Below are 23129 nucleotides of genomic sequence, written 5' to 3'. Positions count from 1 at the left end.
ATACACCCCGCCGAGAACCTGCCCAAGCCTTACTGACTGACCACAATCTTGCCCACCATCTGCGGGTGCAACACGCAAAAATACTCAAACTCTCCCGGCGTGGTGAACACGTAGGAAAAGCTGTCATGGGTATCCAGCGCCCCCGAGCGGAACACCTTGTGGGTTTCGGCCACCGTGTGGGGTATCTGATCGTCATTCACCCAGGTCACTTTCGTCCCCACGGTGACGGTCAAATCCTTCGGTCCGAACATGAACTCCTTAATGTCGACTTTCACCTCTTGGGCCCACACCGGCATCACCATTGCCAGACTGATCAGGGCCAAGGCATTGAGCAGGATTTTCATCGCCATGCCCTCCCCCTAAACCAGCGTCGAATCAATCAGCGCCAACGGGTGATCGCCCTGCGTGGCCTTGACGTCGGTGATCCCCAGGTAATTGCGCAACTGGTCGGCGGCAACCGTCATCGGCCCCGGGTTCGGCGCCGCGCCAGGAGCCGGTTGCGGGTAGGCCGTCCCGCGTGCGGTGTGAAACGTGATGTTGCCTTCGACCTTCTGGATGACCTGATGGATGTGACCGTTGAGCACCGTCACCGAACCGTAGGGCCGCAGCATGGCGATAGCCTGGTCGCCGTCCTCCGTGCCCCAGCCCCAGGGCTGATAGATCGTCCATAACGGAATATGAGTGAACACCACAATCGGCGTGCTTGTTGTGACGGCGCGCAGGTCGTCGGCCAGCCAGGCGAGTTGATCAGCACCCAGCGTCGCTTCACGGCCAGCCTGGAAGTTGAAGACATTCACCAGCGCAATGAAATGCACCCCATGGTCGTCGAAGCTGTACCAGCCATTGCCTTTGGTGCCCTTGCCGTAACGCTCGAGATAGAGCTTGCCGCCTCCCTCGTCGAGGGTGTCGTGCTCGCCCGGCACGTAATGCACCGTCGCGGGCAAACCTTTGAGCAGGTGGGCTGCGGCGTCGAACTCTTCCGGCTTGGAAAGGTGAGTAATGTCGCCCGTGTGGAGGATCAGCGACGGCCGTTTGGGCAGCGCGATGACCTTGTCGATGGCCACTTGCAGGGTCTTCAGCGGTTCGGGGTTGGCTTCTTTATTGAAACCGATATGAGAGTCACTGATCTGCACAAAATGGAAAGTGCTGGCCAGTGCCTTGGGGTCCGACACATTGCCGGCGTCATCCAGCGCAAAGGCCCGTGGAATGCCGCCACTCAAGGCCCAGATAACGCCGGCACCGGCCCAGGCCGAGCATTTGAGCAACGTTCGGCGGTCAGGGCTCAGGGGGCCGTCGGTACGCCGTTCGTGTTTTGAATGAATGTCCATCGGTACGCCCTCGGTAGCGGTCTACAGTGATGTAGCTGACACGAGGTAAACCGGATGGCGCGGGTTTTTATTCCGAGCCATCCATCATTTTTTTGCGGGAATAAAAGCGGCAGTTTCACGGTTATAGGGGTGGCAAGGTGCGGGAACCACAATGAAGCGATTTGAGGCACTGTTTGCGCCCCACATGGACGCAGCCTACAACCTCGCGCGATGGCTGACGGGTAACGACGCCGCAGCACGCGATGTCGTACAGGAAAGTGCGCTGCGGGCCTTCAGATTTCTCGACCGCTATACCGACGACAATCCCAAGGCCTGGCTCCTGACCATCGTGCGTAACGAAAGCTACACCTGGCTCAAGGCCTCGGCAGGCCAGCGCTGGGTTGCCATCGGCGATGAACTGCCAGAGGACGACCTTGCCCTGAGCCACAACCAGACCCCGGAACTGCTGGCCATCCACAGCGAAAACGCGGTACTGATCCAGCAAGCCCTGAGCGCCCTGCCCCCGGCCTTTCGTGAGGTGATTGTTCTGAAGGAGTTGGAAGACATGTCCTACAAGGACATCGCCCTGGTGGTCGACATCCCCCTTGGCACCGTCATGTCCAGACTGGCCCGCGCCCGCGCCCAGCTCAAGCTAGAACTATTGAAGTTGCACGACCATGAATGACCTCGACTGCACCGCTTGCCAGACGCTGATTCACGGCTACCTGGACCAGGAACTGGACACCGCAACCGCTGCGAATGTGGCTCGGCACCTGACGGGCTGCGCCGAATGCAAACGCCTGCACGATGAAGTGCAACTGCTGATGGCCAGCATGAAAAGGCATGCGTTGTACTACACGGCGCCGCCGTCATTAACCCACAGCGTTTTTGCCAGTGTTTCACCACCGCACAGCGCGTTCAGCCGGCTGCGCCAGTGGCTCGCTCCGGCATTTTCAGCCACCGCACTGGCCCTCGCGGCGGTGCTTTACATCGCCACGCCCTCCAGCGAACAACCGCTGTTGGAAGAGGCCGTGTCCAGCCATGTCCGCTCGCTGATGGGCGACCACCTCAACGACGTCGTTTCCTCCGACCGTCACACCGTCAAACCCTGGTTCACCGGCAAACTCGACTTCGCCCCCCCGGTGTTTGACTACTCGGCGCAAGGCTATCCGCTGCTGGGCGGGCGACTGGACTACCTGCAACACCAGACCACCGCCGCCCTGGCCTATGGACGGGCGAAACACATCATCAACGTGTTCATCTTGCCTACGGCACACGCAGATACAGCCCGACAGGTTGAGTCAATTCGCGGCTACAACATCGTGTCGTGGGAACGGGGCCACATGCAGTTCATCGTGGTGTCGGATCTGGAGAAAAGTGAGCTGGAAGCGTTCAGTGAACTGGTTGGGAAAGGGAGTTGAGCGCGCCAACTCCCAAACGGCCTCCGGTCAGTGCTTGATGCGCACAGCGGCGGCCGGTATCACCTCGATCCGCGCCGCGGCACTGGTCATGTGGCCTAGCGTCACGTTGTGGTGCGCCGTGATCTGCGCCGCCGAGAGCACCTCATTCGCAATCGTCGAGTGCGCATCCGCGACAAGGGTCACGTCATAACCCAACGTCAAGGCACGCCGGACAGTCGAGTCGACACAAAAATCACTTTGCATGCCACACACCACCAACTGCGTGATGCCCTTCTCCTTCAGCAGTCCGCTCAGCGTCGTCTGATGAAACGCATCTGGCGTGGTCTTGCGCACCCGAAGATCTTCCGGTGACACCTCCAGCCCCTCGGCCAGTTGCCAACCTTCGGTATCAAACGCAAGAGGCCCGCCCTCTTCTTCATGCTGAATCAAGATCACCGGCGCCCCGGCAGCACGCGCCTGCGCACTCACGGCATTGATCTTTTCAAGCACCCGCCCGATCTCGAAAACCGCATATTCGCCCGTACAAAGCACGTGTTGAACATCAATAATCAGAAGCGCTGTGGTCATGGGGATCTACCTTGAAAGAGGGACGATGCAGTCTTACGGCCGGGATATCGAACACACTGAAAGCGGCGCAAGGCATAAATCATAGAACAGGTTTTTCCGAAATCCAGCGGGCGCATTTCGCGCCGCTTGCATGTAACGGGTCGGACAGCGGTTAAAGTAACCGTGACCCGCCATAATCCCGAACTCCACCGCCGAACGTGAAACCTGCGACCGCCCCCTGAAGGAACAGGCATGTCCATCACAGATCCCACCGTTATTGATTTCTATGTCATCCCCAAACAAAACCCGGACACGATATTACTGGTGATCACCGACCACCTGGAATGGGGCGATAAGGCCGAACAAGGTGAACACCTGCTGATGCTGCAGGACAAACTCAATATCTACATTGCCTTCATCGAAAGCGGTGAGATCTACACTGAAATTCCCGGAGCGCTCGGCAAATCCCCCATTATCCGGGTAACCGCCCTGTACGAACTGCCGGAGCAGGGAGAGTACTTTTACAATCGTGTGACTGAAGTACTGTATGAAGTCGGCATCGGCCTTGAGTTTGAACTAAGCGATTATTAAGCCAATGGGCGACCTCCTGAGGTCGCCCATTTTCGTTACAGCGCCGAAACCCGCGCCTGCAAGCGCCGCCCCACCACATCCATCAAATCACAGCCATCGCGCAGTGGAATCGCCAACACCCGCGCGAAATCCTGCAACAGCAATTCATCACGGCTGACACCCTCACCCAGGGAAAGGGTTTCCAACAACTGCGTCACACAGCGAATACGGTACTCCGCCGTGTCGTGCAACACATCGACCGGCGCTTCGGTGTCAATCAACAAGCACGGGATGGTGCAGTCAATGCCGGTAATCGGCATGTATCGAGCCATGGCAAACCTCCATTGAATGAACGAACGCGAACACTCAGTGCCGCGTGGCGGGCGCAACGTCGGGAACATCAAGATGCTCCAGCGCCCGGTTCACCAACAACTCACCGAGCACCACCAACTGCTGCATGGCCAACGCCACATGACGGCGCGACCCTTCAAGCTCGAAGGCCAGGTCTGTGGTAATGGCGTTCAGGGAGGCGAGGGTTTCGGAAGCGTGGACCAACAGGGTTTCGGTGTCGATATTGGGGGCAATGGTGAAGATGTGGCTGATGGGGGCGGAAACGGCTGGGGTTTCGGGGGGATTTGGGGTGGTCTTTTTCATGAGTGAAGCTCCTTTAGCAATTCAGTGAACCGCCAAACTCACTTCCACATGAGGGTGGCAGCTGTACGCAGGTGTGGAAGACCGGGGCTAAAGGAACCCGGCGCACTCGGGAGTGCCCCGCGCACAGCCGCCATAACACGCCAATGTTGGCATAAAAAAACGCCAACCGGTGTTTATGGGCGCTTGGGCGCCTTTAGCTAGAAAACGGACTTCCACATCCGGCCGCTGATTTTGCAGCGACGGGAGAAGGTTATCTGGTGAGGTGACTGGCAGCAAAGCGGCTAAAACCGATGCAAGTTGCAGGAAACTTCCGGTGCTGGTGTGGTGCGTTTGGAATTAAATTCGCTCGATAAACACGCTCTATTACCTCACCGCCCGCCCGGTGATAGATTGGCCGCACTAATAGCCTTCCCCTTACAAACAAGAGTCTTCAACCCTACCTACAATCCTCCGTACCACTTTCGTACCAATACGATTCGCACTCGCTCAGATCCCAGAACCTTTCCATGCGCTGTAGCAAATTTTAAGCAACCGGTTTCGGCTCCAATCGCGAGCACTATCGCTGCTATGCTTGGACTTTCTCGATTAGAGTTCAGAGGTGCCTGTGGACCCAGGAGCGTGGAACTGGTTGGAAGTCGCGAAGCTCACTGCTAGCTTCATGGTACCGGTTGCCTTGGCTGCTTTTGGCGTCTATGTCCATCGTGTCACGAAGCAATTCGAGCATCTCCAGTGGCGCAGCCAGAAGCTTATAGAGAAGCGACTTGCCGTCTATGACGATCTAGCCCCCCAGTTCAATGATCTTCTTTGCTACTACACGTACGTAGGTAGTTGGCGAGATGTCACCCCACCTTACGTAATTGAAATGAAGCGCGTCATTGACAAGAAAATCTATCTTGCCGCCCCTTTATTCAGCGAGGAGTTCTTTGCCTCCTGCCTCGAACTTCAGAGCCTCTGCTTCGAAACGTATACTGGCTGGGGCCGCGACACCTGTCTTCGTACTAAGTACGAGCCTCGCAGAGAAAGTTGGCTCAAAGACTGGAATCCCGAGTGGGAGAGTTGCTTTAGCAAAGAAGCAGTTGATCCGGCACACGTGCGCAAATCGTATCAGCGTGTGATGGAGGCGTTTTCGCAGGATATTGGCGTGCACTCGATATCGGGCTATCGTCTGTTTCGGAGCAGGTGACTGCCCCTTCAGGTCGAATGCAGTCGTTCCATCCAGAACCGAATCAAAACCTGCTTAGATCCGCCCCTCTTGAACAGGTCACTATCTCATTATCAGCTTCCCAAGCTGATAACGAGGGTTCGATTCCCTTCACCCGCTCCACTATTTTCAAGGCCTCCAGCCTTCCTCGCTTCAACCAGGTGTCTGTTAAGGTGTCTGTTTCTGCTTTTCGCAGACTCCGGACGAATTGAAACAGACACCAGCGCCTAGACACTCCGCCTTTTCTGAATCATCCCCACAGCCTACCGGCCGATCACCACATAATTAACTTCACGCCCCTCCCACTTCTGAACCACGGCGATTCGTCCAGGTTCAACGTGACGCACTATCATCGTCTTACACTCCGTGCTTTACTGTATAAATAAACAGTAATCAGGAGATTGTGCAATGCCGGGGAAAATTATCGACCTGCAGCAGATCAGAGCGCTGAAGCAAGCGGGAATCGAATGGGGCTCTGATTTCTCCATCGATGACATTCCGCTGGCCTTTTCGCGGAGCCACTGCGCCGCCGCTCGGACCATGCTCGACTGGTCAGTAGAAGCACTATCCTTCCGCTCTGGTGTTTCAGTTGGGGCTATTAGAGACCTTGAAGCCGGAAACCGAACATTGCGTTCAGTCACCATGCAGGCCCTGTCATTCGCGCTCGAAGCTGAGGGTCTGGTATTTCTGCCCAGGCTGAATCCTATGCGAGGCCATAATTGCCGCGGTGGTACTACAGATCCCAAGAAACGTAAGGACTACGATCTGATCGAGTAGCTGGGAGTTCAGGTCAGTAACCGAACCGAGACTCTCGGTGGCTGCCAGGAACCCTAACGATGGACAATCTACAATCTGAAATCCATCTATGCCGGATGATAAATTTGCCACCAAGCAAAGCTGGCCTGCTGACGGGCTGCGATAGCGCACTAATCTGGTACAGTCGGACACTCTACTGAGTGTTCTTGACAGGAAGTCAACCATGGCGAAGCCAGCCGCGCGTCAATCCGACCCAACCAACTGCCCTATTCCTGGGCATGGCACTAACCCAATTGCCGTGGGTTCCCCTAACGTATTTTTCGATGGGCTGCCAGCTGCTCGCCAAGGTGACACCTGCAGCTGCGGCAGTGCTTTGGTGTCTGGTCTTGCCGCGACAGTGTTCATAAACGGCAAAAACGCAGCGACCATTGACAGCGGTGGTACTCACAGCAACATCGTGATCGGCGGCTCAGGCACTGTGATTATTGGTGACTCCCATACGCCCGCTCCATTCACTGCCCCCTCTTTCATGGGTACGCATGCAAGCTGGATCGGCTTTCGGATTCCCGCATCTGAGAGCTATGAAGGATTCCCCTGCACAGCCCATTTTGACGATGGGACTTCAGCAACTGGTGTCTTCGACTCAAACAATACGATCAAGTTTTCTAATTTGTCGGGGCAGTCTTGCCAGAAGCTGGAGTTCGCACACACTGAGGACACCTGCACTAGTTCAAGCATTGATGGAATACTGAAGCATATCTTGGGATAAGGACTTTCTCATAATGGAACCGAACCTGGTAACCGGAAGCTACATTATTTAACGTGAACATACGCTATCCCGATCTCCCCTTGAAATGGCGATTGCGGCCATGGAAGGTGCTGCAATTCGATTTTCAGTTGACGCTATATCCGATGAACGAGTCCGTGCAAATTATCAAAAAAATATTCAACGAATGTCGGCGCAAGTGTTTGAGGATGTGAAGGCAGGAAAAATAGGCTTAGAAGACGCTACAAAGTTTACCAACGAAATGCGTAACAAGATCTTGTACGAGCATCGAACATTTACGTCAGCACAAGGTCTAGCCGTTGTGCAAAAAAGAAAAAAAACAGGCAGAACCTACATAGAAATTCTCGACGAAAAATCTCAAACTCAATTCAAGAAAAACTACGACAAACTCTCAAAAACAGAACGAACAAAAGTACTTTACACAGCATTGGAGCGCTCTGGAAAGGACAACGCAAAGTTTACAGCCGGCACAAAACTAATGACCCTAATGGGGAAAGTAGGTGTAATTATGACGGCAGCACTAGCAGGTTACGAAATACTTAACGCTGAAAACAAACTCAAGGAGACGACTCGCCAAGCGACGATCATAGGCGGGGGAGCTGCTGGGGGACTTCTTGCAGGGTTAGGCGTTTCCACTATCTGCGGCCCGGCTGCTCCCGCATGCGCCATAGCCGTTGTACTGATAGGCAGCGTTACCGGTGGCGTCGTAGGTGGAATGACTGTTGACACCTTTGATGACGAACTAGAGGAGCTTTCACATTGGGACATATTCTAACTCCTGAAGAGAAAGCAAATATCCAGATAGCGTTAGCTGAGACTTTCGTAGACAACGAAATCGACTACGCGTCTATCGCAGAGCGAATCCGGGGCTACGACTTAAAGACTGTCGAGGACATACTTTATACGGAAGTGGCACCCGTCTGCTTCGGCAATCTTGAAGTGCCTACTCCCCCCGTCTGGGAAGGCTTCAAGAACGATTGGTTGCTGGGTGCCATTGAAGAGGAACTCAAAGCCAGAGAGAGAAGTTCGTTTCGCCGTACATTCGACAAACTGAAAGTCGCTTGGCTGCGATACAGCTACGGCTACATCTGGAAAGAAATCATGGAGTTCTACAACCTCAAGAAATAGAGGTCGCAGAACAGACTGATATGCAGGAGTGAGCGGACGGAAAAGGACTGGCGCAATGATCTACGTACCGTGCTAGAACAGTCCGCCTAGCTCCGCTGGCTCCCAGTTCATGATCACCAGCTCACCGCTCACTTGGGGCTTCCCCTGCCGCTGATTGGCGGTACTGTAACGGATATCCAGCGTCTCAAAGTGGAAGCCCTCGAACACCCGCCGGATATCTGGATGGTCGTTGATACTGACCATCACCTTGCCTTTGCAGCGCCGCATAAAGTCGGCCATGCGTTCGTAGTTCTCAAACGGAAAGTCGACCCCATAGCCGGCGGTCTGCCAGTAAGGCGGGTCCATGTAGTGGAAGGTGTGGGCACGGTCGTAGCGTTCGGCGCAGTCAAGCCAGGGGAGATTTTCGACGTAGGTGCCGGACAAGCGCTGCCAGGCGGCCGAGAGGTTTTCCTCGATCCGCAGCAGGTTGATGGCCGGGCCGGTGGTGGCGGTGCCGAATGTCTGCCCGGTGACCTTGCCGGCGAAGGCATGGTGCTGCAGGTAGAAGAATCAGGCGGCACGCTGGATGTCGGTGAGGGTTTCGGGGCGGGTCATCTTCTGCCACTCGAAGACCTGCCGCGAGCTGAGCGCCCATTTGAACTGGCGCACGAACTCTTCGAGGTGGTTCTGCACGACGCGGTACAGCGTCACCAGATCGCCGTTGATGTCGTTGAGGACTTCGACCGGCGCTGCCTGGGGCCGCATAAAGTAGAGCGCGGCACCGCCAGCAAAGACTTCGACATAGCATTCGTGGGGTGGGAAGAGAGAGATGAGGCGGTCGGCCAGACGGCGTTTGCCGCCCATCCAAGGGATGATGGGGGTGGACATGAAGAGCAAGCCTTTACTGTGTGTTATGACAGAAGCTTGACTCGCCGCGCTTTGTGCGCAGAGCGGGGGCTTTGGCTGGACTTGCAGGTCTGTTCTACGGGTTCGGCGGTCGGACTGGGTGTTGATGCACCCAGACCGGCCGCCCCCTTTACTGTGCTGCGATCATCTAGAAATGATCTGTAACAAGGTATCTAACAACCCTCCCCCAAAATGCTGGACAGTTCTTCGGTCTCTGCTTAGCTGGATGGTTCTGGCTGAGTTAGCCAAACCTGTCAGAGGCACTCTGACAATGAGGAGCAGGGAAATGACTGACAATCTGAACAAGACTGGTAAAGCAGATCGCGACAAGATCAACGTCAATCAATCGCATGAACTGCGCGACTGGTCCAAAAAGTTTGGCGTCACAGAGACGGAGCTAAAGACCGCTGTAAAAGCGGTTGGCGTGTATGCTGACGACGTCAAGAAACACCTGAAAAAGTAAGTCGTCATTCCAGCCCCGACGCAGTCAGTTCGGGGCACTCTTCCGACCACGGCAATCATCACCTCGATTTCACCACTTCCCGAACGTAGCTTTGGCACACTGCCAGGGCGATCAGTCCCGCCGGTAATTCGTTGGGCATGCGCTGGGTCAAGTCGGGCATGTGTGGCGCCATGAACCACGCCTCCGGTGGTGGGGTGGCAGGCACTGCACCGCCAAGGGCAGGACCTGTGGTGTCGAGTAGGACTGATAACCGCAGATCAGCAGTGGCCAGACGATCACGCAAGCGCGCTTGAGTGTGTTGGGCATCGGCCAGTCCTCGGTAACGGGTTTTGTCGTTGGCTTGCCGAGGACACTCCAGCACCACACATCCATCCTGATCATCACGCCGTTGCACATCAGGGGCCAAAAACAATTCATTTAATGCTCTGCTGAGCACGACTTCCGAATCTGCCCTCAGCGGGACATAAGCCTCACACCCTCGCCCTCTCATCCCTGATAAACTCTCCCCCCGCCTCGCTTTCTTCTGATTTAGATACCCAATGCCCCAATCGACCGTACCCACCACAGCCCAAGCCCTGTCCCGCCGCTTCAGCGTTGCGCCGATGATGGACTGGACTGACCGTCATTGCCGTTTCTTCCTGCGCCTGCTCTCCAAGCACGCGCTGCTCTACACCGAAATGGTTACCACCGGCGCGCTGCTCAACGGCGATCACGAGCGCTTCCTGCGCCATAACGACGCCGAGCATCCGTTGGCGTTGCAGTTGGGCGGCAGTGTTCCGGCCGATTTGGCCGCGTGCGCGCGTATGGCGCAGGAACACGGTTACGACGAGGTGAACCTCAACGTGGGCTGTCCGAGTGATCGGGTACAGAACAATATGATTGGCGCGTGCCTGATGGCGCATCCGGTGTTGGTGGCCGATTGTGTGAAGGCGATGCGTGATGCGGTGTCGATTCCGGTGACGGTGAAGCATCGTATCGGCATCAATGGGCGGGACAGTTACGCGGAACTGTGTGATTTCGTCGGCACGGTTCGGGATGCAGGGTGCACCAGCTTTACGGTGCATGCGCGGATTGCGATTCTGGAAGGGTTGTCGCCGAAGGAGAATCGGGACATTCCGCCGCTGCGCTATGACGTGGCGGCGCAGTTGAAGACCGATTTTCCGGAGCTGGAGATTATTCTCAACGGCGGGATCAAGACGCTGGAGGCTTGCCGCGAGCATTTACAGACCTTTGACGGTGTGATGCTGGGGCGTGAGGCGTATCACAACCCTTATGTGATGGCGGAGGTGGATCAGCAATTGTTCGGCAGCACGGCGCCGGTAATTTCGCGGGCTGAGGCGTTGGCGCAGTTGCGGCCTTACATCGCTGCGCACTTGGACGCTGGCGGCTCGATGCACCATATCACTCGGCATGTGCTGGGCTTGGGCACCGGTTTTCCGGGGGCGCGCAAGTTCCGGCAGTTGTTGTCGGTGGATATTCACAAGGCCAAGGAACCCTTGGCGTTGCTGGATCAGGCGGCGGAGTTGCTGGAAGGTCGTTAACCGTCAGTTGCGTTGAACCTGCGGGGTGTTTTGGCATCGTATTTAGCGGATAGCGCCGGGCCTTTCAAACGACTGTTCTCTGGTTGTTGCCGCCCCGGCTGTTGTTACGCATTTGCGCCCTTGAGTGGCTGTCAGCGCTCGGGTAATGTCAACAGACCCACAGGATAGAGCACGCTCATGACTTCCAAGCTGGAACAACTCAAACAATTCACCACCGTCGTGGCCGATACCGGCGACTTCGAGGCAATCGCTCGCGTTAAACCGGTGGATGCCACCACCAACCCTTCCCTGCTGCTCAAAGCTGCAGCCATTCCTGCTTATGCCGAGTTGCTGAACGCCAGTGTCCGTGACTGCAAGGGTGATGTCGGCCTGGCCAGCGACCGTTTTGGCGTCGCGGTGGGTCAGGAAATTCTGAAAGTGATTCCGGGACGCATCTCCACCGAAGTGGATGCGCGCCTGTCGTTTAACACCGATGCGATGTTGAAACGTGCGCATCGTCTGATTGAGCTGTACGACAAGGCCGGCATTGGCCGCGAACGCGTGCTGATCAAGATCGCTTCCACTTGGGAAGGCATCCGCGCCGCCGAGCAACTGGAACGCGAAGGCATCCAGACCAACCTGACCCTGCTGTTCTCTTTCGCCCAGGCCGTGGCCTGTGCCGAGGCCGGGGTGTTCCTGATTTCGCCGTTCGTGGGCCGCATCTACGACTGGTACAAGAAGGCCAACGGCAACGACTACACCGGTTCCGATGATCCGGGTGTGCAGTCGGTGACGCGCATCTACAACTATTACAAAGCCAATGACTACAAAACCGTGGTCATGGGTGCGAGCTTCCGTAATCTCAATCAGATCGAACAACTGGCCGGTTGTGATCGCCTGACCATCAGCCCGGACCTGATCGAGAAACTGGCGGCCGACACCGGTACGCTGGAACGCAAACTGGCGCCAGGCCATACCGGCGAAGCGCGTCAGAGCCTGAACGAAGCGCAGTTCCGCTGGGCCTCGAACGAGGACGCCATGGCCACCGAGAAACTGGCCGAAGGTATTCGCCAGTTCGCTCGCGACCAGGAGAAGCTGGAAGCGTTGTTGCAAGCCAAGTTGTGATTTGATTCTGCGTGATGCAAAAAGGGCGAACCCAAATGGGTTCGCCCTTTTTTATGCGGTTGGTGGCGGGAATTGAATGAGCTTCGCGCCAGAGCAACGGGTGGTAGATCTGGGCCCATCGTCGGATCAGTGACGCTCCAGGGCGTTGACCAAGTCGTGGAACGCTTCGCGATTGGAGTCGTTCAGGCCCATGAGGATCTTGTGCGCTTCGAGCACTTTGATCCGCACCACTTCTTCGGACTGATCCTGATCTGGCAGGTCGGTCAGGCATTCCGGGCACGGAACCGGGCGATCAACGATGTTGAACACCTGCTCAAAGCCCATGGACTCCAACAGACGGGTGATGTCTTCGTGGGTGGTGACGACGGTCGGCAGCAGGCCGACCTTTTGCCGCGACAGGATCGACAGCTTGGCCAGCAGGCCAAGGGTGGTGCTGTCGATGCTGCGGGTTTCGGTCAGATCGATCACGATCGCGTTGAAGTTCAGCGCGCTGAAGATCTTGTCTATAGTCGCATCCAATGCCGAACACAGGGTCAGGCGAACTTCACCGACGAATTTCAGAACGAAGGTGCCGTCCTGTTCGGCGAACTGGATTCTACCGGTACTCATTAAAGATTCCTGCTCAACACCAACAGGGCGATATCATCCGGCATCTCCCCTAGCGTGGCCAATCCAAAAACCTGCCGCAGACCATCCAGGCTGCCGCCCGCCGACTTGACCCGTTCAGGCAAGGCAGCTTCTTTTTCTTTGAGTGTGGGTTCTGGCAAAAGGTCCAGAATGCCATCGGACATCAGCGTCAGGCTGAACACCGGCGGCAACTCCAGTACGTGGTCTTCGTAGGTGGCTTCATTGAACAAGCCTACCGGTAAACCGCGCCCTTCCAGGTAACGCACACTGTCTGGCGTGTACAACACAGGCAACGGCAGGTGACCGCCGATGCTATAGGTCAACAAACCTGTCTCCTCGTCGATGACTCCACCGACCATCGTGACGTGTTTGCCCAGCTTACAGCTGATAAGGCCCCGGTTGATATGACCAAGGACTTCTGAAGGCTTGAATTCCGGCAAGGTGCCGTTGCGCTTGGACTCGAATAGCAAGCGCGTGGTCATGAACTTCAACAATACCGTGACGAAGGCCGAGGACGCACCATGTCCCGAAACGTCAGCCAGGTAAAAGGCTACCCGACGCTCATCGACCCGAAAATAGTCCACAAAATCACCCGACAGGTACAACGACGGGATGATTTGGTGCGCAAACTGGAACTCGTCGATGGTCCATGGGCTGACCGGCAGCATGTTCATCTGCACCTGGCGACCGGCGTTTTGGTCTTCCTGGAGCAGGTTCAGGCTGGCTTCGAGTTCGCGGTTGGCGGTTTCGAGCTTCTCGCGGTAACGCTGGTTTTCCAGCAGCAGGCGTGCGCGGTCCAGAGCCCGGCGCACCGAGTGCTCCAGCACGGCCAGGTCTTCAAGAGGCTTGATCAGGTAGTCCGCCGCGCCCAGGCGCAAGGCCTCGACCGCGTCGTTCATCACGCCCGCACCCGACACCACGATCACCGGTGTTTGTGGCGAAAGGTCGGTCACCTGGCGAATAAGTTCGAGCCCGCCCATCTGCGGCATGCGCAGATCGCAGATCACCAAGTCGGGCTGGTTTTGCTCGAATACCTGAAGACCCTGTTGGCCATTGCTGGCCTGCAGGACGCTGAAGCCACTGTCTTCCAAATAGGCCGCGAGGCTCGCGCGCACTACTTCGTCGTCATCGATTATCAGCAGCGTGGCACTGGTTTTTTGCATGTGGGCAAACGGCGCCAGAATTAGGTTGGCGTAGCTGGCTGGGCGTTTGGCCCGGCGCACACTACTGGATTCGCTTTCTAGCCTCTCTGTTGCACTGCTTTCGAGCATTTGCCCTACACACAAGTTCATCAGAGGTGCCCTTCTAAGGCGCAGACGGTACTCCCATCCGCGGGGCGTTTCAAGCTCACGCCGATGGTCGCCTGACGTCTTTACATCGCAAATCACCGGGAGTTATAAGAACAGGCAAAACCGCAACACAATGGAAGGATCGAGCCCATGAGCCAAACCGATCGTGACTACAGTGAAAAGCGCGATTACATCCGCATGCGGGTTGATGCGGACGTCACGTTGATCCACGCCGGCGATTTGATTCCAGCTGTCTGCATCGACCTTTCCAGCAGCGGCATGCAGGTCCGGGCCACCCGCGCCTTCCAGGTTGGCGACCGCCTCAGTGTCCGCATCGACTCCGAGCATGCCGCCCTCAAGGGGCTGGAAGCCGAGACCGAAGTGGTGTGGATCCATCAGCAGAACGGTGGCGACCAGAAACTTGGGCTTACAATCCTGAAGATGAATTGAAGACAATCAGAAACAAAGAAGGCGGCCCATGGGCCGCCTTCTTGTCATGCCGGTAACGGTTTAAAAATCGTCTTCGACCTTGCCGTCCTTGACCTTGAATTCGCGGTTTTGCAGGTAAGCATTGCGAATGAAGGTGTATTTGTCGCCGGTGATCAGCTTCTCGCTCGACAACAGGCTGGCACGGGTGTCGATCACGTCCATGCCGATGGCCATGTTGCGCGCCGGGATGTCGTTCATGTAACGGTAGGGTTCGGCATAGCTGTCGATGTACTTGGACGGCGCGTCACGCACGGTGCTCGGGCCGAAGAATGGCAGCATCACGTAAGGACCACTCGGCATGCCCCAGTAACCCAGGGTCTGGCCAAAGTCTTCGTCGTTGCGGTGCAGGCCCATTTTGGTGCCTACATCAAAGAAGCCTGCCACGCCGAGGGTGGTGTTCATCAACAGACGCGCAGTGTCTACGCCAGCCGCACGAGGCTTGGCCTGCAGAATGTCGTTGGCCAGGTTGCCGACATCACCGATGTTGCGGAACATGTTGTGAATGCCATCCGAAAGAAACGTCGGCGTAATGAACTGATAGCCCTGCGCGATGGGTTTCAAGGCGTAGGTGTCCAGCACGTCGTTGAACTTGTAGATCGGGCGGTTGACGCTTTCCCAAGGGTCTTCTTCCGAAGCCGCCTGAGCTGCAAACGGAACCAGCAGTACGCTGGCACACAGACTTAGTCGAGCTAGACGATTGCTCCAGCGCATTGCACAAACTCCTTGGGTTGTACTGGCACGGGCTTCGGGGCCCGGGCGATTAGACCGCTAGTATAAGACGGATAAGCAATTTTAGGCAGCATCCCCGGAAACGCCCTACGACAAATCAGCCGCAAACGAAGCGGTTCACTCAACTGTCATCAGCAAGCCCTAGTCTCTTGGACTATTTCAGGGACGTTGAAATGCCCCAGGCCCAAGCGCTACACGACACTATGCCCGCACCGACCGCCGTGCTCTTCGGCCTGAGTGGCTGCCTGGTGGATTTCGGCGCTCGCACCCGCCACAACAGTCACGAATCCGCTGAACACGCCCACCTCACACCGGGCGCTCTTGAGGCCCTCCATCAGTTACGGCATCAGGACATTCCCTGCGCCTGGCTGGACGAGTTGCCCCACGCGCAAAGCCAGGCGCTGGCGGCGTCATTGCCAGGCTGGATCACCGCCGCGCCCACCTCACTTGGCACCGAGCACTGGCCCTCACCCCATGCTTGCTGGCAGGCGTTGATGGCACTGAAGGTCAATCGCCTGGACGGTTGCGTGCTGGTCAGCGGCGAACCGCGACTGCTGCAATCGGGCCTCAACGCCGGGCTCTGGACCATTGGCCTGGCGTCTTGCGGCTCACTGTGTGGGCTGCCCCCCGCCGAGTGGCTGGCCCTGAGCCAACAAGAACGGGAACACAAACGCGGCAAGGCAACCCTGCAACTGTTCAGCCTTGGCGTGCACTCAGTGATCGATCACCTGGGCGAATTGACGACGTGCCTGGCCGATATCGACCTGCGACGGCGCAAGGGCGAAAAGCCCTGATCGAGATCATGCACAGTGCCCGAGAGTGGATTAATCTAAAGACCAGTCGTAGACCTTTGGTGCACCGCTGCGGTCTATGCCAGTGCCTCTTGATAAAAGGAAGAACGCCATGCCTGCCCGCGAACTGCAAGAACAGCTCAACACCCTGCGCGAGCAACTGGAGCAGAACCCACCGCTCTCGCAGGAAGAACGTGATCACCTGCAAGAACTGATGCAAAAGATCGACGCGCAAATCAAACTGGAAACCGCGACCCAGAACACCAGCCTCGCCGACGGTGTGAACCTGGCCGTAGAGCGCTTTGAAGTGGAACACCCGGCCCTGGCCGGCACATTGCGCAACATTGTTCAGACCCTGGGCAACATCGGGATCTGACCCCAAAATGCAAAAAAGCCCTGCTAGCGGGGCTTTTTCGTTTTTTCAGCCTGAAATACGATCCCACATTAGAGATTTACTGGCGCACCAACCGGTGGTTCGGCAGTTGCACCGTTTCGGTGCTGCGATACGGGTTGATGTCCAGCCCGCCACGGCGCACGTAACGCGCATACACCGTCAGTTTTTCCGGTTTCAGCAAACGTTGCAGGTCGAGGAAGATCCGCTCTACGCACTGCTCATGGAAATCGGAGTGCTGACGGAAGCTCACCAGATACGCCAGCAGGCTGGCATGATCCAGCGCCGCGCCACGGTACTCGACCGCGACACTGCCCCAATCCGGCTGGCTGGTGACCGGGCAGTTGGATTTGAGCAAATGACTGTGCACGCTTTCTTCAACGATTCGCGAGTCGTCGCAACGCAGCAGTTCCGGGCGCGGATGCTCGTAGTTGCTGACGCTGATGTCCAGGTCATCAATACACACGCCGGGCAACGCCACCACACCTTCGGCCTGCACCTCGCTCAAACTGCGAATACGCACGCCCACCGGTTTGCCCGCAGCGGCCGACAGGTCTTTCACCAGTGTGGCTTCCAGGGTCTGGGTGTCGGCAAACGGCGTCTGGTTCAGCGAGTTCAGGTACAGCTTGAACGACTTCGATTCGATGATATTCGGCGAATCTGCCGGAATGCTGAACTCACCGATAGCCACCACTGGCTTGCCCGACGGCAGCAACCAGGACAGTTCGAAGCAGTTCCAGAAGTCCACGCCCGTATAGGGCAGCGTGTCGGCCGTCAGGCCCAATTCGGCCCATTTCGCGGTGCGCGGAATCGGGAACAGCAAGGAAGGCGTGTACGTGGCGATGTATTCGCTGGATTTGCCCAGCGGCGAATGTTCGGCTGCGGGATGCATGGCGGAAACCTGACTGAAGAATCAGCGGATTCTATCAGCCTTTGTCCCAGCCTTTGAGTGCTTACTGACTGACAGTCAATTTGCCGACCATCCCCGCCTGATAGTGACCCGGGATGTTGCAGGCAAACTCCAGGTTGCTGGCCTGCTTGAAGGTCCAGGTCAGTTCGGCGGTTTTACCCGGCTCCACCAATACGCTGTTCGGGTCATCGTGCTTCATGCTGGCGCCGTGGTCCATGCCCGCCATCGAGCCGTGGCCCATCGCCGCATGATCCATCGGCGCTGCGGCGGTTCTCATGCCGGTCGGCGTCAGCATGCCGCTCTCTTGCATCTTGAGCATCTCTTGCTGGTGTTCGGCGTGCATTTTCGCGTCACCCAGGTTGAACTCATGCAGCAACTGGCCTTTATTGATCAGGACAAAACGCACGGTCTCGCCAGCCTTGATCTCCAGTGCCTTGGGCGTGAACGACATATCGCCCATCACAATCTCGACCGTGCGCGTCGCCTTGGCCGCCGGCGCGGGTTGACCGAAAGCGTAGGTCTGCGCAGGGGACGCCCACACGGGAAAGTTCAGCGCCAACAAACAACCTGCAAGTACCAGTCGATTACGCAAAAACATGATCACACTCCAACAAGATGAGGTTCAGCCTGTGGGAAACTCTAGTGTCGCGCCGCTGCCAACGAGCTGACGGCCAGATTACAACTTTGTAAGGTTGAGCCGCATGGCCACCCGCCACGGTATAACGCATCTGTTCCACTCACCTCGAGTTGCCCATGAAACTGCTGATCGTCGAAGACCAACCGAAAACCGGCCACTATTTGCGCCAGGGCCTGACCGAGGCCGGCTTCAATGCCGAGTTGGTGGCCGACGGCAGCACCGGCCAGCATCTGGCGCTGACGGGTGATTATGCGCTGTTGATTCTCGACGTCATGCTCCCCGGCCGTGACGGCTGGCAGATCCTGCAAGCCGTGCGTGGCGCCGGCCTGGATATCCCGGTGCTGTTTCTCACGGCCCGCGATGCCGTTGAAGACCGGGTCCACGGCCTGGAACTGGGCGCCGACGATTACCTGGTCAAACCTTTCGCCTTCTCCGAACTCCTCGCCCGCGTGCGCAGCCTGTTACGGCGCGGCAGTGCGACACCGCAGGAGACCAGCCTGCAACTGGCCGATTTGCGCCTGGACCTGATCCGCCGCCGGGTCGAGCGTGGCGGCCAGCGCATCGACCTGACCGCCAAGGAGTTTGCGTTGCTGGAAATGCTCCTGCGCCGCCAAGGCGAAGTGTTGCCCAAATCGCTGATCGCATCGCAAGTCTGGGACATGAATTTCGACAGCGACACCAATGTCATTGAAGTGGCGATCCGCCGTTTGCGGCTGAAGATCGACGATGACTTCCCGAACAAGCTGATTCACACCGTGCGCGGCATGGGTTACGTGCTCGAAGAGCGTGCCGCCTGATGCGCCGAATGTCCCTGGGCAGCCGTCTGGCGTTGCTGTTCGCCGCCTGCACGGCGGTGGTTTCTTTGTTCGCCGGGGTGCTGTTCAGTCGCGCCAGCGAAGCGCACTTCATCGAGCTCGACCAGCAATTGCTCGAGAGCAAGCTGATCGCACTGCGCAGCGCATTGGCCGGGGCCGACAACCCGCAGTTATTCGCTGAACGCAAAGCGCGGTTGCAGGATGAAATGAATCATCAAACGGATTTGGCATTGCGGGTACGCGGCGCCGACGGTCGTATCTGGTTCGACAGTGCTGCGAACCTGCCCGCCGACTTGCCCACCCTGCCCGGCCTCTACAGCGTGCAGAGCGCAGGCATCGCGTATCGGGTTTACAGCGCCAGGCTTGAGCCCGCAAAAAGCGATTCCACGCAGTTGGTGCTGATGCTCGACATCACTCACCATCAGCACTTTTTACAGCGCATGCAGCATTTGATCTGGTTGACGGTCGGCTTGTCGGCATTGGCCACCGCGCTACTCGGGGCGTGGGCGGCGCGCAGCGGTTTGCGGCCGCTGCGGCGCATGAGCGAGGTCGCCGCCGGGGTGTCTGCCAACTCCCTGACGCAGCGCTTGCCTGAAGATCAAATGCCCGCCGAGCTCACTGAACTGGCCCACACCTTCAACGCTATGCTCGGACGCCTGGACGATTCGTTTCAACGGCTTTCAGCTTTTTCCGCCGACATCGCCCACGAACTGCGCACCCCGCTGTCGAACCTGCTGACCCACACCCAAGTCACCCTCACCCGCCCACGAGACCTGGAAGACTACCGCGAGGCACTGCACAGCAACCTGGAGGAACTGCAATGGATGGCGCAGTTGGTGAACGACATGCTCTATCTGGCCAAGGCCGACCATGGATTACTGGCCCCTAAACGCGAACCTTTGAACCTGGCGGACGAGGCGGATCTGCTGCTGGAGTTTTTCGCCCCACTGGCTGAAGACGTTCAGGTCAAACTGGCTCGGGAAGGCAGCGCCCGCCTCAGCGGCGACCGCAGCATGTTGCGCCGCGCCCTCTCCAACCTGCTGGATAACGCCCTTCGATTTACCCCGCCTGATGGCGAAGTCCGCGTGCAGATTGTCGATCAGGAAAGTCGTGTGAGCCTGGCGATAGAAAACACCGGCGAAGGGATTGATCAGGCGTTGCTACCGCGCTTGTTCGACCGATTCTACCGGGCCGATCCGGCACGCCGCGAAGGCAGCAGCGAACATGCCGGGCTGGGCCTCGCCATTACCCAGTCGATCATCCGCGCCCATGGCGGGCAAATTCGCTGCGAGTCGGGCCCGACGTGGACACGATTTGTGATCGAGCTGCCGATAACAGCGTAAACCTCTTACTTACCGAAAGAACAGAAACCGACAACATCAATATACATAAGAACAGATTGCCTGCAACATTGATAAACATCGTAACTTACACATAGCCCATCAACTAATTTTAAATATACCATTACAACTTTCCCTCTTGAAATAAAACCACCCTCGCCCGATCCCTGATAACGTCCAAAACTCCTTCACACACTAAATGGGTAATTATCATGGATGATAATGTTCTGCTTAACCCTGCGGTATTTGCCGTGGATGATGATGTGTTCACCGCCCATCTTGGTGCACGCGGCACATTCGCCGATGACCGACCGCGCCTCTTTTTGAATGTCGGCAAAGAGCTGCTGCTGACCGCCACTCAACACAACACGCAGCCCCCCCATTCCCGACAGTTCTACATCAGCCTTATTCCCAACATCGAAAGCGGCACACACCAGATCCCCGGGCCAACGGTCAAAGCTTTCGTCTATCAAGAGCGCCACAGAGAGGCTCCGCCGGGAAAAGAGTGGATGGCGTTCTCTGCAGCAAGCGGCCAACTCACACTGACCTGGGATCGGAAAAGAAAGCGCTTTAAAGCCACCTGCGCATTTATTGCCAGCAACCTCGAAAAGCTGTCATTCAGCGGCACTGCAGCCATCGATGTTTTTTACAGCCAGTAACCCACGATCAAACACCCCTTCATTACTTTCTGGCACTCAAAAAAAAGGACTTGTTTTCAACAAGTCCTTTTTCATATCGCCAAGTACGGGCGTCTGTCAGGAGTAGCGCAACGCGTGCGCCGGCTCTATCTTCGCGGCACGCCAGGCCGGGTAAACAGTGGCCAGGAAACTCAGGACAAACCCTGCCGAACAGATCAACAGCACGTCACCGCTTTGCAGTTCGGACGGCAAGTTGCTGACGAAGTACACGTCGGAACTGAAGATATGTTGCCCGCTGACGCGCTCCAGCCACCCCACCAGCTCACTCACGTTGAGCGCCGCAATCACGCCAAGGATGCCGCCGATCAGCGTGCCGACGATGCCGATCACCGTGCCCTGGACCATGAAGATCGCCATGATCTCCCGAGGCGAGGCGCCGATAGTGCGCAGGATCGCGATGTCCGCGCCCTTGTCGTTCACCACCATGATCAGGGTCGCGATGATGTTGAACGCGGCCACTGCCACGATCATCAGCAGCAACAGGCCGATCATGGTTTTCTCCATCTTCATCGCGCTGAACAGACTGCCCTGGGTATGGGTCCAGTCGTCGGCCTTGAAGTCGGCACCGAGGCCGGTGGCGATGTCGTTCGACACCTTTGGCGCGGCGTAAAGGTCCTTCACTGCCAGACGCACGCTTTGCACCTGGTTCGGCTCCCAGTGCTGCATCTCCGCCGCGTCGCCGACGTGAATCAGGGCCATGGAGCCATCAAGCTCAGCACCGACCTTGAACACAGCGACCACGTTCAAGCGCTGCATCCGCGGCGTAATACCGCCCGGCGCGGTGCTGACTTCCGGCACGATGAGGGTGAGTTTGTCGCCCACATTCAAGCGGAAGCGTCGCGCCGTGATCTCGCCGATCACCACGCCGAACTCACCCGGTTTCAGGTCGTCCAGGCGCCCCTGCACGATGTGCTGGGCGACGATTGAGACTTTGCCTTCCTGCGCCGGATCAACGCCGCTGATCTGGATCGGTTGCATCAGCCCCTTGTAGGAGAGCATGCCTTCCATTTCGGTGAACGGCACGGCCGCCGTCACTTCAGGATTTTTCATGGCCGCTGCCACCACGGGCTGCCAATCGTCAATCGGCTTGACGCCAACGATGGTCGCGTGAGGCACCATACCAAGGATGCGCGAGCTCATTTCGCGCTGAAACCCGTTCATCACCGACAACACCACGATCATCGCCAGCACGCCCAGGGCGAGGCCGATCATCGAGGTCATCGAGATAAAGGAAACAAAGCGATTGCGGCGCTTGGCGCGGGTATAGCGCATGCCGATAAAGATCGATAACGGTCTGAACATTCGCTGGGGCACCGTATAAAAATAAAAGACCCGACGCCTTTTCAGGCATCGGGTTTCAAGCCGTCAGATAGGCGTGAGGCAACCTTCCTGCAGATGCAGGACGCGGTCCATCTGGCGGGCCAGGTTCATGTCGTGGGTCACCACCAGGAACGCGGTGCGCATCGAGGTGCTGAGTTCCAGCATCAAGTCCTGAATGCCCTGGGCGGTGTGGGAGTCGAGGTTGCCGGTCGGCTCGTCGAGCATCACCAGCCCTGGCTTGTTGACCAGAGCGCGGGCGATAGCCACACGCTGACGTTCGCCACCGGACAGCTCGGCCGGCTTGTGTTCCAGGCGATGGCCCAGACCGACTCGCTCCAGCAATGCGGTGGCGCGCTGACGGGCTTCCGGGATCGCGGTGCGACCAATCAGCAGCGGCATGCAGACGTTTTCCAGCGCAGTGAACTCAGGCAGCAAATGGTGGAACTGGTACACAAAACCCAGCGAACGGTTGCGCAACTGGCCACGGGCCTTTTCGTTGAGTGCCGACAGTTGTTCACCGGCCAGCCAGACGCTGCCCTTGGTTGGCGTGTCGAGACCACCCAGCAGGTTGAGCAAGGTACTTTTGCCCGAACCTGAAGTGCCGACAATCGCCACCCGCTCACCCGGATGCAACTCGAGTTGCAGACCGGCCAACACTTCCACCGACTCCGGGCCTTCCTCGTAGGATTTTCCCAGGTCACGGCAACTCAGGATTGCTTTATTACTCATG

29 protein-coding genes and 2 pseudogenes are annotated in these 23129 nt (G+C 57.4%); 17 read left to right on the top strand and 14 right to left on the bottom strand.

Annotated features, from left to right (window positions below; all coding sequences use genetic code 11):
* Nucleotides 1-29: 29 nt before the first annotated feature.
* The gene (locus tag AABM54_RS09940) at nt 30-344 is read right to left on the bottom strand and encodes a plastocyanin/azurin family copper-binding protein (protein ID WP_347906162.1); all 315 of its coding nucleotides are present in this window, start codon (nt 342-344) and stop codon (nt 30-32) included.
* 15 nt (nt 345-359) lie between these two features.
* Nucleotides 360-1328 (bottom strand): metallophosphoesterase, encoded by a 969-nt coding sequence (locus tag AABM54_RS09935; RefSeq protein ID WP_347905175.1) that lies wholly within the window; start codon nt 1326-1328, stop codon nt 360-362.
* A 151-nt stretch (nt 1329-1479) separates the two neighbouring features.
* Between AABM54_RS09935 and AABM54_RS09930 the strand changes: the two genes are divergently transcribed.
* On the top strand, nt 1480-1992 hold the full coding sequence (locus AABM54_RS09930) for a sigma-70 family RNA polymerase sigma factor (protein ID WP_347905174.1): 513 nt from the start codon (nt 1480-1482) through the stop codon (nt 1990-1992).
* Entirely contained in the window at nt 1985-2728 is a 744-nt protein-coding gene (locus tag AABM54_RS09925; RefSeq protein WP_347905172.1) for an anti-sigma factor, read from the top strand. Before AABM54_RS09930 ends, AABM54_RS09925 begins: the two co-directional genes overlap by 8 nt.
* Nucleotides 2729-2755: 27 nt before the next feature.
* Here the strand turns inward: AABM54_RS09925 and AABM54_RS09920 are convergent, their stop codons facing one another.
* Nucleotides 2756-3295 (bottom strand): cysteine hydrolase family protein, encoded by a 540-nt coding sequence (locus tag AABM54_RS09920; protein ID WP_347905171.1) that lies wholly within the window; start codon nt 3293-3295, stop codon nt 2756-2758.
* Between the two features lie 231 nt (nt 3296-3526).
* Between AABM54_RS09920 and AABM54_RS09915 the strand changes: the two genes are divergently transcribed.
* Nucleotides 3527-3865 (top strand): DUF6572 domain-containing protein, encoded by a 339-nt coding sequence (locus AABM54_RS09915; RefSeq protein ID WP_347905169.1) that lies wholly within the window; start codon nt 3527-3529, stop codon nt 3863-3865.
* A gap of 35 nt (nt 3866-3900) precedes the next feature.
* Here AABM54_RS09915 and AABM54_RS09910 read toward each other — a convergent pair whose 3' ends face one another.
* Both AABM54_RS09910 and AABM54_RS09905 read right to left on the bottom strand, forming a co-directional pair.
* A complete protein-coding gene (locus tag AABM54_RS09910) occupies nt 3901-4176 on the bottom strand; it encodes a hypothetical protein (RefSeq protein ID WP_347905167.1) in 276 nt (91 codons plus the stop codon).
* Nucleotides 4177-4210: 34 nt separating this feature from the next.
* Nucleotides 4211-4498 carry a DUF6124 family protein gene (locus tag AABM54_RS09905; protein ID WP_347905166.1) on the bottom strand — a complete coding sequence of 96 codons (288 nt, stop codon included), beginning with the start codon at nt 4496-4498 and terminating at the stop codon, nt 4211-4213.
* A 628-nt stretch (nt 4499-5126) separates the two neighbouring features.
* Here AABM54_RS09905 and AABM54_RS09900 point away from each other — a divergent pair.
* From AABM54_RS09900 to AABM54_RS09880, 5 genes and pseudogenes are all read left to right on the top strand, one after another.
* On the top strand, nt 5127-5681 hold the full coding sequence (locus AABM54_RS09900) for a hypothetical protein (protein WP_347905164.1): 555 nt from the start codon (nt 5127-5129) through the stop codon (nt 5679-5681).
* A gap of 426 nt (nt 5682-6107) precedes the next feature.
* Nucleotides 6108-6476 carry a helix-turn-helix transcriptional regulator gene (locus tag AABM54_RS09895; protein WP_347905162.1) on the top strand — a complete coding sequence of 123 codons (369 nt, stop codon included), beginning with the start codon at nt 6108-6110 and terminating at the stop codon, nt 6474-6476.
* A gap of 202 nt (nt 6477-6678) precedes the next feature.
* A complete protein-coding gene (locus AABM54_RS09890; RefSeq protein WP_347905160.1) occupies nt 6679-7224 on the top strand; it encodes a PAAR domain-containing protein in 546 nt (181 codons plus the stop codon).
* A gap of 10 nt (nt 7225-7234) precedes the next feature.
* Nucleotides 7235-8017, top strand: a pseudogene (locus AABM54_RS09885) (hypothetical protein).
* Nucleotides 8002-8370, top strand: a complete 369-nt coding sequence (locus AABM54_RS09880) for a hypothetical protein (RefSeq protein ID WP_347905159.1) — start codon at nt 8002-8004, stop codon at nt 8368-8370. The pseudogene AABM54_RS09885 and the gene AABM54_RS09880 overlap by 16 nt, the downstream one beginning before the upstream one ends.
* A gap of 72 nt (nt 8371-8442) precedes the next feature.
* Here the strand turns inward: AABM54_RS09880 and AABM54_RS09875 are convergent.
* Nucleotides 8443-9237: pseudogene (locus AABM54_RS09875) on the bottom strand (DNA adenine methylase).
* Between the two features lie 304 nt (nt 9238-9541).
* Between AABM54_RS09875 and AABM54_RS09870 the strand changes: the two are divergent.
* Nucleotides 9542-9718 (top strand): DUF3606 domain-containing protein, encoded by a 177-nt coding sequence (locus tag AABM54_RS09870; protein ID WP_347905157.1) that lies wholly within the window; start codon nt 9542-9544, stop codon nt 9716-9718.
* Nucleotides 9719-9776: 58 nt separating this feature from the next.
* Here the strand turns inward: AABM54_RS09870 and AABM54_RS09865 are convergent, their stop codons facing one another.
* The gene (locus tag AABM54_RS09865; protein WP_347905155.1) at nt 9777-10124 is read right to left on the bottom strand and encodes a hypothetical protein; all 348 of its coding nucleotides are present in this window, start codon (nt 10122-10124) and stop codon (nt 9777-9779) included.
* Between the two features lie 133 nt (nt 10125-10257).
* Between AABM54_RS09865 and dusA the strand changes: the two genes are divergently transcribed.
* Both dusA and tal read left to right on the top strand, forming a co-directional pair.
* Nucleotides 10258-11259: a tRNA dihydrouridine(20/20a) synthase DusA gene (dusA, locus tag AABM54_RS09860; RefSeq protein WP_347905152.1), complete on the top strand. Its 1002-nt coding sequence runs from the start codon at nt 10258-10260 to the stop codon at nt 11257-11259.
* A 177-nt stretch (nt 11260-11436) separates the two neighbouring features.
* Complete coding sequence (gene tal / locus AABM54_RS09855) at nt 11437-12363, top strand: transaldolase (protein ID WP_347905146.1); 927 nt, start codon at nt 11437-11439, stop codon at nt 12361-12363.
* 126 nt (nt 12364-12489) lie between these two features.
* Here tal and rssC read toward each other — a convergent pair whose 3' ends face one another.
* Complete coding sequence (gene rssC / locus AABM54_RS09850) at nt 12490-12972, bottom strand: anti-sigma factor antagonist RssC (RefSeq protein WP_347905144.1); 483 nt, start codon at nt 12970-12972, stop codon at nt 12490-12492.
* The gene (rssB, locus tag AABM54_RS09845) at nt 12972-14153 is read right to left on the bottom strand and encodes a two-component system response regulator RssB (protein ID WP_347905142.1); all 1182 of its coding nucleotides are present in this window, start codon (nt 14151-14153) and stop codon (nt 12972-12974) included. Before rssB ends, rssC begins: the two co-directional genes overlap by 1 nt.
* A gap of 276 nt (nt 14154-14429) precedes the next feature.
* On the opposite strand from rssB, the gene AABM54_RS09840 reads away from it, so the two are divergent.
* Complete coding sequence (locus AABM54_RS09840) at nt 14430-14729, top strand: PilZ domain-containing protein (protein WP_347905141.1); 300 nt, start codon at nt 14430-14432, stop codon at nt 14727-14729.
* 60 nt (nt 14730-14789) lie between these two features.
* Here AABM54_RS09840 and AABM54_RS09835 read toward each other — a convergent pair whose 3' ends face one another.
* Nucleotides 14790-15479, bottom strand: a complete 690-nt coding sequence (locus AABM54_RS09835; RefSeq protein WP_347905140.1) for a VacJ family lipoprotein — start codon at nt 15477-15479, stop codon at nt 14790-14792.
* A gap of 191 nt (nt 15480-15670) precedes the next feature.
* Here AABM54_RS09835 and AABM54_RS09830 point away from each other — a divergent pair, with 191 nt between their 5' ends.
* Together AABM54_RS09830 and AABM54_RS09825 are read left to right on the top strand one after the other, a co-directional pair.
* Nucleotides 15671-16291 carry an HAD family phosphatase gene (locus AABM54_RS09830; protein ID WP_347905139.1) on the top strand — a complete coding sequence of 207 codons (621 nt, stop codon included), beginning with the start codon at nt 15671-15673 and terminating at the stop codon, nt 16289-16291.
* A gap of 109 nt (nt 16292-16400) precedes the next feature.
* Complete coding sequence (locus AABM54_RS09825) at nt 16401-16664, top strand: DUF4404 family protein (protein WP_347905138.1); 264 nt, start codon at nt 16401-16403, stop codon at nt 16662-16664.
* Nucleotides 16665-16740: 76 nt separating this feature from the next.
* Here the strand turns inward: AABM54_RS09825 and queF are convergent, their stop codons facing one another.
* Together queF and AABM54_RS09815 are read right to left on the bottom strand one after the other, a co-directional pair.
* Nucleotides 16741-17571, bottom strand: coding sequence for an NADPH-dependent 7-cyano-7-deazaguanine reductase QueF (queF, locus tag AABM54_RS09820; protein ID WP_347905137.1), 831 nt, complete (start codon nt 17569-17571; stop codon nt 16741-16743).
* A 61-nt stretch (nt 17572-17632) separates the two neighbouring features.
* Nucleotides 17633-18187 carry a cupredoxin family protein gene (locus AABM54_RS09815; RefSeq protein WP_347905136.1) on the bottom strand — a complete coding sequence of 185 codons (555 nt, stop codon included), beginning with the start codon at nt 18185-18187 and terminating at the stop codon, nt 17633-17635.
* Nucleotides 18188-18342: 155 nt separating this feature from the next.
* Here AABM54_RS09815 and AABM54_RS09810 point away from each other — a divergent pair, with 155 nt between their 5' ends.
* The 3 genes from AABM54_RS09810 to AABM54_RS09800 all read left to right on the top strand — a co-directional run bounded on the left by AABM54_RS09810 (nt 18343) and on the right by AABM54_RS09800 (nt 21040).
* Entirely contained in the window at nt 18343-19023 is a 681-nt protein-coding gene (locus AABM54_RS09810) for a heavy metal response regulator transcription factor (RefSeq protein ID WP_347905134.1), read from the top strand.
* Nucleotides 19023-20384 carry a heavy metal sensor histidine kinase gene (locus tag AABM54_RS09805; protein WP_347905133.1) on the top strand — a complete coding sequence of 454 codons (1362 nt, stop codon included), beginning with the start codon at nt 19023-19025 and terminating at the stop codon, nt 20382-20384. Before AABM54_RS09810 ends, AABM54_RS09805 begins: the two co-directional genes overlap by 1 nt.
* A gap of 209 nt (nt 20385-20593) precedes the next feature.
* Nucleotides 20594-21040, top strand: a complete 447-nt coding sequence (locus AABM54_RS09800; RefSeq protein WP_347905132.1) for a hypothetical protein — start codon at nt 20594-20596, stop codon at nt 21038-21040.
* Between the two features lie 96 nt (nt 21041-21136).
* On the opposite strand, the gene AABM54_RS09795 is transcribed toward AABM54_RS09800, so the two are convergent.
* Nucleotides 21137-22381: a lipoprotein-releasing ABC transporter permease subunit gene (locus AABM54_RS09795; RefSeq protein WP_347905131.1), complete on the bottom strand. Its 1245-nt coding sequence runs from the start codon at nt 22379-22381 to the stop codon at nt 21137-21139.
* A 63-nt stretch (nt 22382-22444) separates the two neighbouring features.
* A complete protein-coding gene (gene lolD, locus AABM54_RS09790) occupies nt 22445-23128 on the bottom strand; it encodes a lipoprotein-releasing ABC transporter ATP-binding protein LolD (RefSeq protein WP_347905130.1) in 684 nt (227 codons plus the stop codon).
* Nucleotide 23129: the final 1 nt, after the last annotated feature.

The sequence above is a fragment of the Pseudomonas purpurea genome (assembly GCF_039908635.1).
Classification (GTDB): Bacteria; Pseudomonadota; Gammaproteobacteria; order Pseudomonadales; family Pseudomonadaceae; genus Aquipseudomonas; species Aquipseudomonas purpurea.
The sequence above is the reverse complement of the archived record's forward strand: the minus strand, read 5'-3'. Positions and strand labels throughout refer to the sequence as shown.